Raw genomic sequence first — 17,528 nt, forward strand, 5'->3', positions numbered from 1 at the left:
TATTATTAAGCAAAAACTCGTTTTGTATGGTTCAAAAAAATGTGATAAAAATCAGAAAAATGGAAAAAAAACAACTTCTAAGTATCATTTTTGGGAAATTTCTAGTGCCTAAAATGAAGTATTCTTTAAAGAAATAATAAAATTTAAATAGAAAAATACTGCCTGAATTTCACTTACCTTAAATTTTAATCGAAATAACACATAATATTTAAATTACTAATAATCAATCATTTAATTACGTAATTTATGCATTATTATAATTAATATTAACAATTAAAAAAAAGAATTTAACAGAAAAATAATATTTTTTTCTTTGCATATTGGAAAATAATATTAGTTTAGGAGCCTAGATATTTTTAATAAATAATTACGCAATCGATTGCACTCCTTAAAGCGTATGTTTATTAAAATATCGGTCACTTCATTTATAGAATACTTACAAAAAATCCAAACAAACAAAAGAATGAAAAGAATTTCAACCAAGAATTAAAACTATAAGGATACAAAATGGATAAAAGAGTACAATCTATAAAGTGGTTATATTTAACTGTTTTTCTACTTCCGGTCCTTGGTCTGGCTCAAGAAAAAGAAAAGAATAAAGAAAAGGAAACCAAAATCGATGAAGTGGTTTTGGTAGGATATACCAAAGTTTCTAAGAAAGACGTTACCAATGCTGTAGGCTCAGTAAAGGCTGAAGATATGAAGGATATGCCTGTAAACAATGCTGCAGAGGCCATTCAGGGAAGAGTAGCTGGCGTACAGATTACGGCAAGTGAGGGTTCACCAGGAGCAGAGGTAGATATCAAGGTAAGAGGTGGAACTTCTATTACACAAAGCAATTCTCCTTTATATATCGTAGATGGAATCCAGATGGATAATGCATTGTCTATTCTATCTCCTAAAGAAATCGAATCAATTGAGGTACTGAAAGATGCTGCTTCCACTTCGATCTATGGAGCCAGAGGTGCCAATGGTGTTGTTCTGATCACCACAAAAGGTGGTCGTAAAAGAGCAGCAACGTCTATTAACTACAGTGGATATACTGGAGTTAGAAAGATTATGAATCAAATTCCTGTATTAAGCCCACAGGACTTTGTAATGTATCAGTATGAACTTTATTATAAAGGAGATATTCAGAGTGACAAAGACATTTTTGACGCAAGATATGGAACCTATGACCAACTTGCGGATAAGTATGGCTCCATCAAAAAAAGAGATTGGCAAAAAGAACTTTTTGGAAAAGAAGCCTTCAACTTTACCCACAATATCAATATTACAGGCGGTTCTGATAAATCAGCATTTTCATTAACGCTAAATCATGTAGAAGAAGACGGAATTATGCTTAATTCAGGTTTTAGAAGAAGCATGGCCAATTTTAAATATGATTATGATGTAAGTAAGAAGGTTAAGATAGGATTTAACACCAGATACAGCCGATCCCTAATTTCGGGTGCAGGAACTTCAGCATCCGGGTCACAAGGAACCAACAGGTTGAGAAATGCAGTAAGATACCAGCCTTTTGAGGGCGGAAGCAATGTTCCTGTAGATGACTTTGATCCTAATTATGCAACAAATACCAATCTTGTTAATCCTCTTCTTCTTAACGACAGTGAAGTAAGAAATAACAGCACAAACGACTTATTGTTAAACGCTTACTTTAATTATAATATTACAAAAGATCTTACCTTCCGATCGGTCATAGGATATGTACAAAAAGACAATGCTGTTGATCAATTCTGGGGAAGCATTACAAACGATGCAAGAGCTAATAATAACCAGCCTATTGTACAGTTAACCAGATCTCAAACCAGGAGAATCACGAACACCAATACATTAAATTACACAAAAAAATTCGGAAATCATAAAATCGATTTACTATTGGGTGAAGAAACTGTTCAGACAGACGGTGAATCTTCCAATACATATGTAAAATGGCTACCGAGTTCTATTTTGCCTAATGAAGCATTTGCTAACATCCAGTCCGCCATCCCACCATCAGGAATGATTCAGGATGCCCCTAGAACAGCTGCGCTGGCACCAGACCGATTGGTTTCATTTTTTGGACGAGCCAACTATATTTTCGATAATAAATATATAGCCACCCTTTCCATAAGAACAGACGGAACAAACGTCTTTGCCCCAAAAAACAGATGGGGAACCTTTCCTGCCCTCTCATTAGCATGGAAGCTTAAACAGGAAAATTTCCTTAAGGATAAAGAGTGGCTGGAAGAACTTAAGCTGCGTTTTGGATATGGTTTAGCAGGAAACAACAGAATTCCCGCATTCCTGTATGATACATTCTTTACCACTTCTACTGATTATGGATACACTTTCGGAAGTGGTGTAACTCCAGGAGCAACGACAGGAAACACATTGAAAAATCAAAATGTAAAATGGGAGGCAACGGTATCTAAAAACATAGGTATTGACTTTGGTTTTTTCAAGGGCAGATTATATGGTAGTGTGGATGCATATATTACAGACACTAAAGATCTTTTAATCTTAGCTAAAATTCCTCAGACCTCAGGATATGAATATCAGTATCAGAATTCAGGGAAAACTCAGAATAAAGGTATTGAATTTACCATGGGAGGAATTCTCATTAATAAAGAAAACTTCTCATGGAAGACAGACTTCAACATTTCTGCCAATAGAAATGTGATCAAAAGTTTAGGTTCCAACGCCTCTGCAAGTAATAGTTATTATCTTGCTGCTTCAGGATGGGTAAACAGTTTATATGACTTTATCGTAAAGGTGGGTAACCCTATCGGAACTTATTACGGATATGTAACGGAAGGAAGATATGAGCTCAATGATTTCGATTATAACCCTTCAACTCATGTATATACATTAAAAGCTGGAATCCCAAGTAACAGTGCTATTGCACTAGGTTCTAAAGCAGTACAGCCAGGTGACTTGAAACTTAGAGATATTAACGGTGACGGCCAGATCACTACAGATGACCAGACCGATTTGGGCAGTTCCCAGCCTAAGTTCTTTGGAGGGTTCAATCAGACTTTCCGGTACAAAAACTGGGATATGAGTTTATTCTTTAATTTCTCTGTAGGAAATAAAGTGTATAATGCCAATAAAATTGAGTTTTCAACACAGTTTCAATATAGAGATAACAATATGCTTGCTGAAGTGGCTGACCGATGGAAATGGTTTGGGCCAGACGGTGTAAAAGTTACAGATCCTGCTGCATTAGCTGCATTGAATGCCAATACAACAATGTGGACTCCCCCATCCGGTAACTATATTCTGCATTCTTATGCTATTGAAGATGGCTCTTTCTTAAGATTAAATAACCTTACGATCGGATATACCCTTCCAAAAGGGGCACTGGAAAGCGCATTTATTAAAAATCTAAGAATTTATGCCACTGTTAATAATGTATTTACCATTACAGGATATTCAGGATATGACCCTGAAGCAAGTACGAGGAGAAATCCTCTGACTCCGGGTGTAGATTATGCCGCTTATCCTCGCAGCAGATTTATTTTAACGGGAGTTGATATCACCTTTTAATTGAATAAAAAAATAGACATGAAAAAAACAATATTAATTTTAAGTTGTGTCGTTGCCTCACTTACTTTTAATTCATGCGACGATTTTCTGGATGCCGAAAACCTCTCAAGTGTATCTGAAGCGCAACAGTTTGACAGTACTGCAGATACATTCACTGCTTTGGTTGGAGCGTATAGTCAATTAGCAGGTGATGATGGTTATGGGCAGAGATTAGCACTAATTTATCCTCATTCCAGTGATGATTTCCGAACATCGGGAGACTATAACTGTAATGACAGAAGAGGGATTGCTACATTTGGAGCATGTACCACAAATTCAGAACTTAATAAACCATTCTTAAAATTATACTCAGGAATAGAGCGTGCTAATCTTTGTATTAAAAACATTCCCTTATCTCCTGTTTATAAAACAGGATCTGCTGCCGAGAAAAAACAAATGGATCGCTATCTTGGTGAAGCTCTCACTCTCAGAGCACAGTTCTACTATGACCTGATCAAAAACTGGGGTGATGTTCCTTTCCAGGATAAGCCTTCTGCAGATATGGAAAGTATTTATCTTGCAAAGACTGATAGAGATGTTATATATGAAAGAATCATTGATGACCTTGCCAAAGCAGGTAATTTAGTACCATGGAGATCCGAAGAAGGTACAAATTCAGCAAGAATTTCTAAGGGAGCTGTAAAAGGTCTTAGAGCAAGAATTGCGCTGGCAAGGGCCGGATATTCTTTAAGAAGAAATCCCCAGCAGATGGCACAAGGTTCTAACCCTCAAAAATACTATCAGATTGCTTATGATGAGTGTAGAGATATTATGAACCATACGGGAGAACATAGTTTAAACCCAAGCTATCAAGCTGTTTTCAAAGCTCTACACAATAACACTCAGGATGCTACCAATGAAGTAATCTTCGCTGTTGGAGCATTTGGAGGTAACGCGAGAACAGATAGTAAAATTGGATACTATAATGGTTTGAAGCATGATGATAATTCCTCATGGAAAGGTGGCGGCGGGATCAACGCCCTTCCCGTATACTTCTACGAATTCAGTAAATATGATTTAAGAAGGGATATGAATGTGGGAATTTTTAAAGTAAATAACTCCAACCAGGCAGAATTGGTAACAGCAATTTCGTTTACGGATTCAAAATACAGAAAGTCATGGACTAACGTGACCGGCCCTTCTCAAAATTTAGCTATAGACTGGCCTATGATCCGTTTTTCAGATGTATTATTAATGTTTGCTGAGGCAGACAATGAAATTCACGGCGCTCCTTCACAAGAAGCTCTAAATGCTTTAAAACTGGTTAGAAACAGAGCCTTTGCCGGGAACTTAGATCAGGTGGGAGCTATACCTACCGATAAAGCAGGATTTTTTAATGCTATTGTAAAAGAAAGATTATTGGAATTGGGTTGTGAAGGAATCAGAAAGTATGATCTTATCCGCTGGAATCTTTTAGATGCTAAAATTACGGAGACCAGACAGAAACTTACTGACTTTATGAATGGAACCGGACCTTATGCTAATGTTCCTTTAAACATGTATTATAAGAAATCTCCTTATGATCCTACCAAAACGGCTCAGCAAAATATCACTGATATTGATATTTATTCTACAGTATCGGATAAATCAGAAGTTTTTTACATTCCTTCACAGGATGCAACTCCTGCAGGATATACAAAAATTGCATGGAGAGCTTCCGTTCTGCAGACTTATATAAGTGATCCCGTAAAAGGTTTTGCGCAGTATTTCCAACCTAATAAAAGAGAACTACTGCCTATCTACAGTGATATTATTCAATCAAACTACAATCTTACCCAGGATTATGGGTACTAGTAACAATATACATTTATATTAACAGGAGTACAGGCTTTCTTCTCCGGAAGCGAGTCTGTATTTTTAAATGTAAAATAGATATGAAAATGTTTAATTGTCAGCGAAATATAAAACTAATATTGGTTTTAATAGTTTTAATATGCATTCTTTCTTTCAAAACCACTGATCAGACGTTTGTGGTTTCAAAGGACGGAAAGGGTGATTTCACGACCATACAAGAAGCAGTTGACGCCACTTCAAATCTATTATCTGCGAAGACTGTAATCATTCTCAAACCAGGAATTTACAAAGAGAAAATTATCATTCCGGAAACCAAAGGAGCAATCGTAATGGAGGGAGAAAACCCGGAAAATACCATTATAACATATAATGATTATGCCTCAAAAAAGAATTCTGAAGGTAAAGAGATAGGAACTACCGGTTCTTCTACGATCTTTATTTTTTCCAATGACTTTACAGCAAAAAGTATTTCTTTTGAAAACAGCTCAGGAAAAGTAGGTCAGGCAGTGGCAGTTCTGACAGGTGGTGACCGAATTACTTTTGAAAACTGTAAATTTTTAGGATTTCAGGATACGCTTTATCTTAAAGGAATGCAGGATGTACCAGCGGGTGCCAAGGGAAAAATTTCCCGAAATTATTTTAAAAACTGTTATATCGAAGGTACAACAGACTATATTTTCGGTGCGGGAACAGCTGTTTTTGAAAATTGTACAATCTATTCAAAAGAAAGTGCCAGCTATGTAACCGCTGCCTCTACTCCACAGGAAAATGCTTATGGCTTCGTTTTCATCAACTGCAAAATAACTGGTCATGCAGTAGAACATTCAGTATATCTGGGTAGACCATGGAGACCCTTTGCTAAAACTGTCTATATCGATTGTACAATTGATTCAACCATAAAACCAGAAGGTTGGCATAATTGGAATAAACCGGAGGCAGAGAAAACAACTTTTTATGCAGAATATAATTCTAAAGGAAATGGAGCAAATGCTTCAAAAAGAGTTTCGTGGTCTCATCAGCTGACCAAAGCTGAAAGAAAAAACTATACAAGAGACTATGTTCTCAAAGGAAAAGATAACTGGAGAGTGCAAAAGGATCTCAAATAATTTTAAACCCAACCATCAACCCCAAAGAAATCTTTCGATCATGAAAAAGCATTTAACAAAAATATTGACGATAGGAATTGTATGTAGTATTCAGATTTTAGTTGATGCTCAAAATGTATTGAGTTTCCCCGGAGCAGAAGGTTTCGGACAATATACAACTGGGGGTCGTGGTGGAAAAGTATATTTTGTGACTAAGACGACTGATGACGGATCAGATGGAACTTTGCGATATGCATTGAATCAGAAAGGTCCAAAATATATTGTTTTTAAAACCGGAGGAACCATTTATCTTCAATCTCCACTCAGAATAAAAGAAGGTAATGTTACTATTGCAGGACAAACGGCTCCCGGAGATGGAATTACTATAGCCAATTATGAAACTTTTGTAGCTGCAGACAATGTCATTATACGGTACATGAGATTCAGGATGGGTGATCAGAAGAAATTTGAAGGAGATGCTTTTGGAGCAAGATTCATAAAGAATCTAATCGTAGATCACTGCTCGATGAGCTGGTCAACGGATGAGACAGTTTCCATTTACGTCAACGAAAAGACAACACTCCAATGGTGTTTGATCGCAGAAAGCCTAAGAAACTCTGTTCATCAGAAAGGCGCACATGGATATGGTGGAATTGCAGGAGGAAAATTCGCTTCTTTTCATCACAATATTTATGCACATCATGATAGCAGAAATCCAAGATTAGGAGAATATGCCGGAAGTAAATTTGCGCTAACGGATCTTACAGATTTCAGAAATAATGTTATTTACAATTGGGGTCACAACAATATTTATGGTGGTGAAGGAATGAACGTGAATCTCATCAATAATTACTACAAACCCGGTCCTGCTACAATGACCAGGCAACGAATTACTGCTATCGATAAAAACGAGAAACCGCAGACCGAAGTTTATAACATCTGGGGAAAATACTACATCAATGGAAATGTAATGGAAGGGAATCCAGAAATTACCAAAGACAATTGGACCGAAGGCGTTTTTGCCCAAATGAAACCTACTTACAATTTAACGGATAAAGATAAAAATTCAATTAAAATCAATCAGCCACACGATATTGAGAATAATATAAAAACCCATTCTGCAAAAGAAGCTTACGAAAAAACACTGCAGTTTGGAGGAGCGAGTTTAGTTAGAGATGCCATTGATCGTCATGTTTTGCAAGATATAAAAAATGGAAGTTTTACTTATAAGGGTTCAAAAGGAAGTACTAACGGTATTATTGATTCTCAAACCGATGTGGGTGGGTTTCCAGATCTAAAACCCGGAAAATATTTATCAGATTCAGACAATGATGGAATGCCTGATGAATGGGAAATTAAAAATAAAATAAATCCAAAAATTGCCAATGCCAATGGACGGGATTTAGATAAAAATTACGATAATATTGAAATTTACATGAATGATATTGTAGAAAAAATAACCGAAGGACAAAACTAATAACCATGAAAACTCTTTGTTAAATTCGGCTATGTAAAAAGTATTATAAGATTCAGTTTATCATAAATAGTTTGACTATGGAAGAAGTATTTAATAACAATCAACTTTAAAATTTAATTACAATGAATTTTATTAATCAAAAGATAAAAATATATGCAGTTGCAATCTTAGGCTCAGGAATGTTCCTGGCCTGTGCTCAAACAAAAACGACACCAGCCTTAAAATCATCAAATGCAGCTTCACAGTCTGGAAAAGTTGTTCCAACAAATTTGAATTGGTCTGAAAGAATGTTACTTTCTGAAATGAACCGTTTTCCGGAGTCCTGGATGCTCGATTTCAGCAAAAGTCCAAAATGGACCTATCCTTCAGCAATAGTTTTAGACGGCGCTGAAAAACTGTACCAAAAAACAGGCAAAAAAGAATATTACAATTATGTAAGCAGCTTTGGTGAAAAGTTGATAAAAGAAGATGGCAGCATCCTTACTTATGAACGGGAAAAATATAATATCGATCTTCTGAATAGTGGAAATGTACTTCTTTATCTTTATGAAAAAGAGAAAAAAGAAAAGTATCTAAAAGCCTTGCAGATGCTTCGTTCCCAAATCGACGGACAACCACGAACTAAAGAAGGCGGTTTCTGGCATAAAAAAATCTATCCGAACCAGATGTGGCTCGATGGTTTGTATATGGGTCAACCGTTTTATGCACATTATACCAAAGATTTTGTGAACGGTGAAGAGGCTACAAAAGCTTATGACGATATTATAAACCAATTTGATCTTATTCAGAAAAACCTTCTGGACAAAAAAACAGGTCTGCTTTATCACGCCTGGGATGAAAGTCGCGAACAGAAATGGGCAGATAAACAAACCGGCCAATCACCTATTTTCTGGGGAAGAGCAATGGGTTGGTATGGAATGGCAATGGTAGATGTTCTTGATTTTCTTCCAAAAGATCATCCCGGAAGAGCGAAATTAATTTCGTACTTAAAATCTTACAGCGATGCCGTAATTAAAGTTCAAGACAAAGATAGTGGACTTTGGTATCAGGTTTTGGATAAATCGGGTGAAAAAGGAAACTATACCGAAGCAACAGCTTCCTCAATGTTTGTATATACAATGATAAAATCAGTTAACAACGGTTACCTTCCAAAATCATATAAAAAAGCTGCTCAAAAAGGGTATAATGGAATCATCAAAAATCTTATTTCTGTAGATGAAAACGGTATTGTAAATCTTAATAAATGCTGTGCTGTTGCAGGATTAGGTGGAACGCCTTACAGAGATGGGTCTTATGAATATTACGTAAACGAAGAAATCCGCTCTAACGACGCAAAAGGAACTGGCCCATTTATCCTGGCAAGTTTAGAATTTGAAAACTCTAAAAATTAAAGCAGGAATTCTGATCACAAAACAATGAATTTGATCTTTATGAGGATAAAAAATATTTTAAGAATAGCAACAGTTACAACTCTAGCAGTTGCTTCAACATATATAAACGCTCAGGAAAAACCATATGTTTCTGAAGTATGGACTGCAGATCAGGGGAAAAATTTCAGAAACCCTATTTTGTATTCAGATTATTCAGATCCGGATGTGATTCGTGTTGGAAATGATTTTTATATGACCGCTTCAAGTTTTAATGAAGCTCCCGGCTTACCTATTCTTCATTCAAAAGATATGGTGAACTGGCAATTAGTGAATTATGCTCTTCCTGACGTTCTTCCTTTTGAACATTTTTCTACTCCTAAAAGAGGCGACGGAGTTTGGGCTCCGAGTATGAGATTCCATAAGGGTGAATTCTACATTTACTGGGGAGATCCTGACTTCGGAATTTACATGATAAAGACTAAAGATCCACTTGGAGCTTGGGAGAAACCTGTTTTGGTGATGGAAGGAAAAGGTCTCATTGATTCCTGTCCGTTTTGGGATGAGGATGGGAATGCATATTTAGTCCATGGCTGGGCTGGAAGCCGTGCTGGTGTAAAAAGTTTGCTTTCCATTAATAGAATGAATCCTGAGGGAACAAAAGTTTTGGATAAAGGAGTTCATGTTTTTGACGGGCATGATGCCCATCCAACAGTTGAAGGTCCCAAATTATATAAAAGAAATGGCTTTTATTACATTTTCGCTCCTGCAGGAGGTGTTGCCACAGGATGGCAATTGGTATTAAGATCAAAAAATATATATGGCCCTTACGAAGAGAAAATTGTTCTTGAACAAGGTTCAACAAAAATAAACGGGCCTCATCAGGGAGCCTGGGTAGATACACCTTCTGGCGAAGATTGGTTTTATCATTTTCAGGATGTTGACGCCTACGGAAGAATCGTTCATCTTCAACCTATGAAATGGGAAAAAGACTGGCCTATTATCGGAATCGACACCAATAAAAATGGAATAGGCGAACCTGTTTTAACTTCTAAAAAACCTGATGTAGGACAATCCTACCCCATCGTTACACCTCCTGAAACAGATGAATTTGATGGCGATAGATTGGGTATTCAGTGGCAATGGAGCGCCAACGAAAATATCGTATGGTCTTCAAAACTTTCAGGACAGAAATTTCTAAGATTGTTTTCAATGAAAGTTCCTGAAGATGAAAAAAATCTATGGAACATCCCAAATTTATTAACCCAAAAATTCCCTGCTCCGAATTTTGTAGCATCAACTAAAGTTAAATTAACCCCTGAGGATGCCAAAGAGGGTAAAACAGCAGGTCTTTTGGTAATGGGATTAGACCATGAATCGATCGTTATCACCAATAAACCGGACGGATATTACCTTCAATTAAGAAAAGCTGAAAAAGCAGATAAAGGTGGTGAGGAAAAAGTAATATTTGAAACTAAATTGAAAGCAAACGAAGTATTCTTAAAAGTAAATGTTAACGAACCTAATGGTCTATGCCAATTCAGCTATAGTGAAAATGGTAAAGATTTCATAAAAGCCGGTGACGTTTTTCAGTCAAAACCGGGAAAATGGATTGGGGCTAAAATCGGTTTATATAGTATAAGTACAGCAAAAGCATCCCGCGGTGGATATGCAGATTTTGACTGGTTTAGAATGACAAAAAAATAAATCATGAGAAAAGTATCCTATAAAACATCTTTTGCTTTACTAATAATCCTGTTTTTATCATCTTGCCAATCACAAAAGCTTACAAGGAATACATCTGCCAAACAGAATAAAAATATCACACATATTTATCTCATCGGTGATTCCACGATGGCAGATTACACAGGAAATTATGAACCCGGTAAAGATTACATGAAAGTCCGCTACCCTATTACAGGTTGGGGACAGGTTTTTCAGCCATTTTTCCTAAAAGACAGTTTATATTCTTTAAGGCCGGGAATTACCACTGATTCTGTTACAATCATCGACAGAGCTTATGGCGGAAGAAGCACCAGAACTTTCTTCCAGGAAGGACGATGGAGATATGTTTACGAGCATTTGAAACCAAACGATTATGTAATCATGCAGTTTGGACATAATGACGGTTCAGAAAAGCATACAGAACGATATGTAAATATTGATGGATATAAAGAATTTTTAAGATTATTCATTACGCAAACCAGACAAAAGGGCGGAAATCCGATTATTGTAACACCAGTTGCAAGAAACTATCCATGGAAAGAGGGAAAACTTGAAAATATTCATGGAGATTACTGGCTGGCACCAATCGATATTGCTAAAGAAATGAGTGTTCCGTACATTGATTTAAATAAACTGTCTATGGAATATTTCACAAAAAAAGGGCAGGATTTTACCAGCAGTCACTATTTTATGAATCTTCCTGCTGGAATGTATGAGGCTTATCCTGGCGGTCAAAGAGACAATACCCATTTCCAGCCCGAAGGGGCAAAAGTAATTGCAGCGATTGTTTATAAAGAATTTAAAAATATACTTAAAACTCAAAAAAAATAGAATGAAGAAGTTTATCAAAATTATTGGTTCAGTAGCAGCAATGATGATTTCAGGGCAGATATATGCTCAGAATCTGGATATTTATAAAAATATTGAGTTTAAAATGCCTCAGGTTGTGGAAACTTCTTTTCCTGCAAATACAGTTTCCATCACACAATATGGAGGTGTTGCGGGGGGAAATGTAAAAAATACAGAAGCTTTCAAAAAAGCAATTGAAAGTCTCACCAAAAAAGGAGGTGGCAGACTGATCGTTCCACGCGGAATGTGGTTAACAGGTCCTATCGAACTGAAAAGCAATATCAATCTTCATGTAGAAGAAGGAGCTTTCATTATATTCAGCAAAGATAAAAATGACTATCCATTAGTAGATGTAAGTTTTGAAGGGTTAAATACCATCCGTTGTCAATCACCGATCTCTGCAAAAAATGCAAATAATATCGCTATTACCGGAAAAGGAGTAATCGACGGAAGCGGAGATGCGTGGAGAGCCATCAAAAAAGGTAAAGTGGCAGAATCTGAATGGAAAGAAATCATTTCCTCAGGTGGAATATTATCTTCTGACGGAAAAACGTGGTACCCTTCAGAAAGCTATAAAAAAGGATTTGAAAGCAGTTCAAGCTTCAATGTTCCTGATAAAATTTCTAAAGAAGAGCTTAAGACGGTTAAAGATTTCCTTCGTCCGGTAATGGTAAGTCTGATAGGTTGTGATAAAGTTCTTTTAGATGGTCCTACCTTTCAGAATTCACCGGCCTGGAATCTTCACCCATTGATGTGTTCCAATGTGATTTTAAGAAACCTTACGGTAAGAAATCCCTGGTTTTCTCAAAATGGCGATGGTGTAGATTTGGAATCCTGTAAAAATGTTTTGATCTACGATAATACTTTTGATGTGGGTGATGATGCGATTTGTATTAAATCCGGGAAAAATGAAGACGGAAGAAAAAGAAATATGCCTACTGAAAATGTGATCATAAAAAACAATATCGTTTATCATGGTCACGGAGGTTTTGTTGTCGGAAGTGAAATGTCAGGAGGAGCAAGAAATATTCACGTTTCTGACTGTACGTTCATTGGAACCGATATCGGTCTTCGTTTTAAAACAACACGTGGAAGAGGCGGAATTGTTGAAAACATTTACATCAAAAACATCGATATGATTAATATTCCAACACAGGTTATTGGCTTCAATATGTTTTATGAAGGAGCCTCGCCGGTTTTAGAAGACGGTCAGAAAAAGGAAGGAAATAAAGCACCCGAAAAACTTTATCCAGTGACAGAGGAAACTCCGATTTTCAGAAATATTTTCTTTAAAAACATTAATGCTATTAATTCTTACGAAGCGATTACCCTGTTCGGATTAGCCGAAATGAATCTTAAAAATATTGTAATTGAAGATTCACAGTTTGACACAAAAAAAGCTTTAACGATAGTAGATGCCGATGGAATCCAGTTGAAAAATGTTAAACTTAAATATTCTGAAGGAACAGGAGCGACAATATACAACAGCAAAAAAATTGATCTGTCTACTGTAAAATTTGAATCAGTAAATAAACCTTTCATTAAAATTTTAGGCCATAAAACCGGAGCTGTATTGTTACCAAAAGAAATTTCTACTGATAAAGCAGCTCTTTCTATTTCAACAGAAGTTGCTGAAGATTCAGTTAAATAAAAATTCTACAAGCGAATGATCATTAACAAACTTACTTATATTTCCTTTTTTTTAGTAGGAGTAATATCAGCATTCGGTCAAGTTCCACGACCGAATGCTACTCCTTATACTAATGAGGGAACTTATGATAAATTAAAGAAAAAATATCCTTTCATCACCCCTTTGGAAAGGCCTGTTCCGCAAAATATAGGCATCGATAAAGATGTAGAATATTCTAATATTGATGGACTTTCATTAAAAGCTGATATTTATTATCCCCTCGATAAATCCAAAAAACATCCGGGAATCGCCATGGTTCACGGTGGTGGATGGGTTTCAGGAAGTAAGGAAAATGAAAGATATATGGCTATGGAACTGGCTTCAAAAGGATATATAGCAATGGCAGTTGGTTATCGTCTTGCGGATGTGGCAAAATATCCAGGTGGCATAGAAGATGTTAAAACAGCTATTAAATGGTTCAAGAAAAAAAGAAAAAAGTACTCTTTAGATCAAAATAAAGTCGCCGTTTTGGGTGAATCGGCAGGTGCACAGATGGCCACTCTGGTTGGGGTACAATTACATAATAAAATTAAAGCAATTGTAAATATTGATGGAATCGTTTCCTTTATTCATCCGGAAGCTGAAGAAAGTATTTATGCTTCTTATTGGCTGGGTGGAGATAGAAATGTAAATCTTAAAAACTGGACCGAAGCCTCTCCCTTGGAATATATTAATAAAAATACGCCGCCTATTCTTTTCATTAACAGCTCACAACCTCGTTTTCATGCTGGAAGAGATGATATGATGAATCAATTGAGAAGCTACAATATATTTACAAAATCTCATGAAATTAAAGATACACCACATTCATTCTGGAGTGCTGAACCCTGGTTCACAGAAACATTACATTATACTTTAGATTTTTTAAATAATGTTTTAAAATAACTTCATGAAAAAATTATTCTTAATTCTATTTATCTCGGCTGCCAATTTTCTTTTGGCAGGAAACTCACCCTATATAAAAATTACCGTCAGCAAAGACGGAAAGGGAGATTTTACTTCTATTCAAAAGGCTATTAATTCAGTAAGAGACCTTGGTCCTTCAGAAGCATTGATTACTATTAAATCAGGGACTTACAATGAAAAAATCACAATCCCTTCTTCAAAACATAAAATTATATTAGAAGGTGAAAATAAGGAGAATACAATTATCATTAATAATGATTATTCAGGAAAACCAGACGTGTTTAATGAAAAAATGACAACTTTCAATTCCTATACTTTATTGGTAATGGGTGATGATATTACAATTAGTAATTTAACGATTCGAAACAGCTCTTGTAACGAAGGACAGGCAGTTTCCCTCCATGTGGAAGGCGATCGTTTTATCATTAAAAATTCAAAAATTCTGGGTTGCCAGGACACTCTTTATTCAGCAACCAACCACAGCAGGCAATATTTTGAAAACTGTAGTATTGAAGGAACTACAGATTTCATTTTCGGACAGGCGACCGTTGTTTTTAAGAATTGTACTATAAAAAGTTTAGCCGATTCTTATATCACCGCAGCTGCAACAGAAGCTGACAGAAAATATGGTTTTGTATTTCTTGACTGTAAATTAATTGCTAAAGAAGGTGTGACAAAAGTATACCTGGGAAGACCTTGGAGGCCGTTTGCAAAAACAATTTTTTTAAATACCGAAATGGGAAAGCATATTCTTCCGGAAGGTTGGAATCCTTGGAAAGGAGACAAAATGTTTCCTGACAAAGAAAAAACCGCTTTCTATGGAGAATTTGGAAGTAGCGGTGAAGGTGGAAATACAATAGATCGTGTAAGCTGGTCACACCAACTTACAAAAAAAGATATGAAAAATTACACTCTTGAAAAAATTTTTGATGGCTGGAAACCTAATCTATGAAGATCCTAATTATGAAAAAACTATTTTTAACTCTTTACATTTTTATCTCTGCAATTATTGTTGCCCAGCAGAAACCTACTCTATTCCTAATCGGCGATTCCACAATGGCCAATAAGGAAAATCCTGATAAAAATCCTGAACACGGTTGGGGTCAGGTGCTTCCATTATTTCTTACAACCGGAATTGAAATTCAGAATCACGCAATGAATGGAAGAAGCTCAAAAAGCTTCAGAACAGAAGGAAGATGGGATAAAGTTGAAAAACAACTTAAAAAAGGTGATTTTGTAATTATCCAATTTGGTCATAACGATCAGAAGGTCAAGGATTCTTCAAAATTTACCAACCCTTATACTCAATACCGAGCCAACCTTGAAAGATACGTTAATGAAACCAGAGCAAAAGGTGCAACACCAATTCTGATGACTTCAATAGTAAGAAGAAACTTTACTGAGAATGGTGTTTTAGTAGACACTCACAAAGAATATCCTTTGGTGGTAAGAATGGTTGCTAATGATCTTAAAGTTCCATTCGTTGATTTACAGTTATTAACCGAACAAATGGAGATTTCTTATGGTCCAGAAAAATCAAAACAGCTTCATCTGCATTACAAAGAAGGCGATGTTGAATATTATCCTAAAGGAAAATCTGATGATACGCATTTATCAAAATTCGGTGCTGAATCTGTTGCGAAATTAGCACTGAATTCTTTGAGAAATTTAAAAACCGGTTTGGAAAAGTATATTAAATAATCAAAGCTTTATGCGTTTTATTCATAGTAATAAACTAACCGAAATTTTTTAATCATTTAAAAAAATAAAAATGAAATTCAAAAAAGAACCATTCTTTGATGGAAATTCCGAATGGGAAGATTTAGGAAATGGCGTTTCCAGACAGTTTGTGGGCTACAATTCTCAGGTGATGATGGTGATCGTAAAGTTTGAAAAAGATGCGATAGGAGCTCTACATCAACATTTCCATTCACAGATCACCTATGTTGCATCAGGATCATTTGAAGTAACCGTGGATGGTGAGATAAAAATCTTACAGAAGGGTGATGGTTTTTTTGCTCAGCCCAATATTTTCCATGGTGTAAAATGTTTGGAAGAAGGACAATTAATTGATGCATTCACTCCGTTCAGAGAGGATTTTCTAAAATCATAATTGAATGAAAAAATTTGCTTTCATATTAGTAATTTTCCTCTACAATCATCTTTTAACTCAGGAAAAACTGATGGTCTGGCCAAAAGGACAAATGCCTAATTCTAAAGGACTGGAATTAAAAACCGAAGAAAAAGAGGGAAGAATTATCCAAATTCAGGAAACTGAACTTTTTGCTTTTTTACCTCCAAAAGAAGAAAGAAAGCAGATGGCTGTCATCGTCATTCCCGGTGGTGGATATTATAAACTCACCTACGACCTAAATGGTTTTCAAATTGCAAAATGGTTCAATACCCTTGGAATATCTGCTTTTGTTTTAAACTATAGGTTACCCACCTCACCAGATTTAAAACAAAAAGAACTCGCTCCTCTACAAGATATTCAGGCCTCAATAAAATATATCAGAAAAAATGCTTTACAATGGGGAATTTCACCAGACCAGATTGGAGTTCTAGGAACCTCTGCAGGAGGGCATTTAGCTGCAATGGCAAGCAATATAACCACAGATTACACAGCATTAAAAGGAGATTGGGAGAATTTTTCCACTGTTCCTGATTTCGCCATTCTTGTTTCTCCAGTCATTGATTTGGGAGAGTTTGCACATGTAGACAGCCGCAATAGCTTGCTCGGCGAAAATGCTTCCAGGGAAAAAATCAAAGAATATTCTATGCAAAACCGTGTCACTGAAAAAACCCCGCCCACGATATTATTTCATGCACAAAATGATCGGACTGTTCCTGTGATGAACAGCATTCTTTATTATCAGGAAATGATTAAAAATAAAGTAAAAGGCGCATTGTTTATTTTCCCTGAAGGTCAGCATAAAATCGGAATTAACAATAAAAACGAATTGACTGACAACTGGAAAAAACTATGTTCAGATTGGCTGAAAAGTATTAGTATTCCGTAATTGACAATTAAACATTTTTGGATCATCGCCGACGCAAATCACTTTAAT

Annotated in this window: 13 protein-coding genes; all 13 read left to right on the forward strand. The window is 36.0% G+C overall.

Annotated elements, in window-relative coordinates; genetic code table 11:
• Window positions 1–507: 507 nt before the first annotated feature.
• The 13 genes from AC3WRL_RS18080 (at window position 508) to AC3WRL_RS18140 (ending at window position 17,480) form a co-directional block, all read left to right on the forward strand.
• Complete coding sequence (locus AC3WRL_RS18080) at window positions 508–3,528, forward strand: SusC/RagA family TonB-linked outer membrane protein (protein WP_214825876.1); 3,021 nt, start codon at window positions 508–510, stop codon at window positions 3,526–3,528.
• An 18-nt stretch (window positions 3,529–3,546) separates the two neighbouring features.
• Window positions 3,547–5,361 carry a RagB/SusD family nutrient uptake outer membrane protein gene (locus tag AC3WRL_RS18085; RefSeq protein WP_492330912.1) on the forward strand — a complete coding sequence of 605 codons (1,815 nt, stop codon included), beginning with the start codon at window positions 3,547–3,549 and terminating at the stop codon, window positions 5,359–5,361.
• Between the two features lie 86 nt (window positions 5,362–5,447).
• Complete coding sequence (locus AC3WRL_RS18090) at window positions 5,448–6,467, forward strand: pectinesterase family protein (protein ID WP_492330913.1); 1,020 nt, start codon at window positions 5,448–5,450, stop codon at window positions 6,465–6,467.
• 40 nt (window positions 6,468–6,507) lie between these two features.
• Window positions 6,508–7,923 carry a pectate lyase family protein gene (locus AC3WRL_RS18095; RefSeq protein WP_214825881.1) on the forward strand — a complete coding sequence of 472 codons (1,416 nt, stop codon included), beginning with the start codon at window positions 6,508–6,510 and terminating at the stop codon, window positions 7,921–7,923.
• A 122-nt stretch (window positions 7,924–8,045) separates the two neighbouring features.
• A complete protein-coding gene (locus AC3WRL_RS18100; RefSeq protein WP_492330914.1) occupies window positions 8,046–9,314 on the forward strand; it encodes a glycoside hydrolase family 88/105 protein in 1,269 nt (422 codons plus the stop codon).
• A 39-nt stretch (window positions 9,315–9,353) separates the two neighbouring features.
• A complete protein-coding gene (locus AC3WRL_RS18105; RefSeq protein WP_492331022.1) occupies window positions 9,354–10,997 on the forward strand; it encodes a glycoside hydrolase family 43 protein in 1,644 nt (547 codons plus the stop codon).
• 3 nt (window positions 10,998–11,000) lie between these two features.
• Window positions 11,001–11,846, forward strand: coding sequence for a rhamnogalacturonan acetylesterase (locus tag AC3WRL_RS18110; RefSeq protein WP_261511881.1), 846 nt, complete (start codon window positions 11,001–11,003; stop codon window positions 11,844–11,846).
• Window position 11,847: 1 nt separating this feature from the next.
• A complete protein-coding gene (locus tag AC3WRL_RS18115; protein WP_492330915.1) occupies window positions 11,848–13,515 on the forward strand; it encodes a glycoside hydrolase family 28 protein in 1,668 nt (555 codons plus the stop codon).
• 15 nt (window positions 13,516–13,530) lie between these two features.
• Window positions 13,531–14,439 (forward strand): alpha/beta hydrolase, encoded by a 909-nt coding sequence (locus tag AC3WRL_RS18120; protein WP_492330916.1) that lies wholly within the window; start codon window positions 13,531–13,533, stop codon window positions 14,437–14,439.
• Window positions 14,440–14,443: 4 nt separating this feature from the next.
• A complete protein-coding gene (locus tag AC3WRL_RS18125; protein WP_261511878.1) occupies window positions 14,444–15,412 on the forward strand; it encodes a pectinesterase family protein in 969 nt (322 codons plus the stop codon).
• A gap of 11 nt (window positions 15,413–15,423) precedes the next feature.
• The gene (locus AC3WRL_RS18130) at window positions 15,424–16,161 is read left to right on the forward strand and encodes a rhamnogalacturonan acetylesterase (RefSeq protein ID WP_214825890.1); all 738 of its coding nucleotides are present in this window, start codon (window positions 15,424–15,426) and stop codon (window positions 16,159–16,161) included.
• A gap of 70 nt (window positions 16,162–16,231) precedes the next feature.
• Window positions 16,232–16,573, forward strand: coding sequence for a cupin domain-containing protein (locus AC3WRL_RS18135; RefSeq protein ID WP_214825892.1), 342 nt, complete (start codon window positions 16,232–16,234; stop codon window positions 16,571–16,573).
• A gap of 4 nt (window positions 16,574–16,577) precedes the next feature.
• A complete protein-coding gene (locus AC3WRL_RS18140) occupies window positions 16,578–17,480 on the forward strand; it encodes an alpha/beta hydrolase (protein ID WP_214825894.1) in 903 nt (300 codons plus the stop codon).
• Window positions 17,481–17,528 lie beyond the last annotated feature (48 nt).

This window comes from Chryseobacterium sp. FW101-FHT12H09, assembly GCF_058790395.1.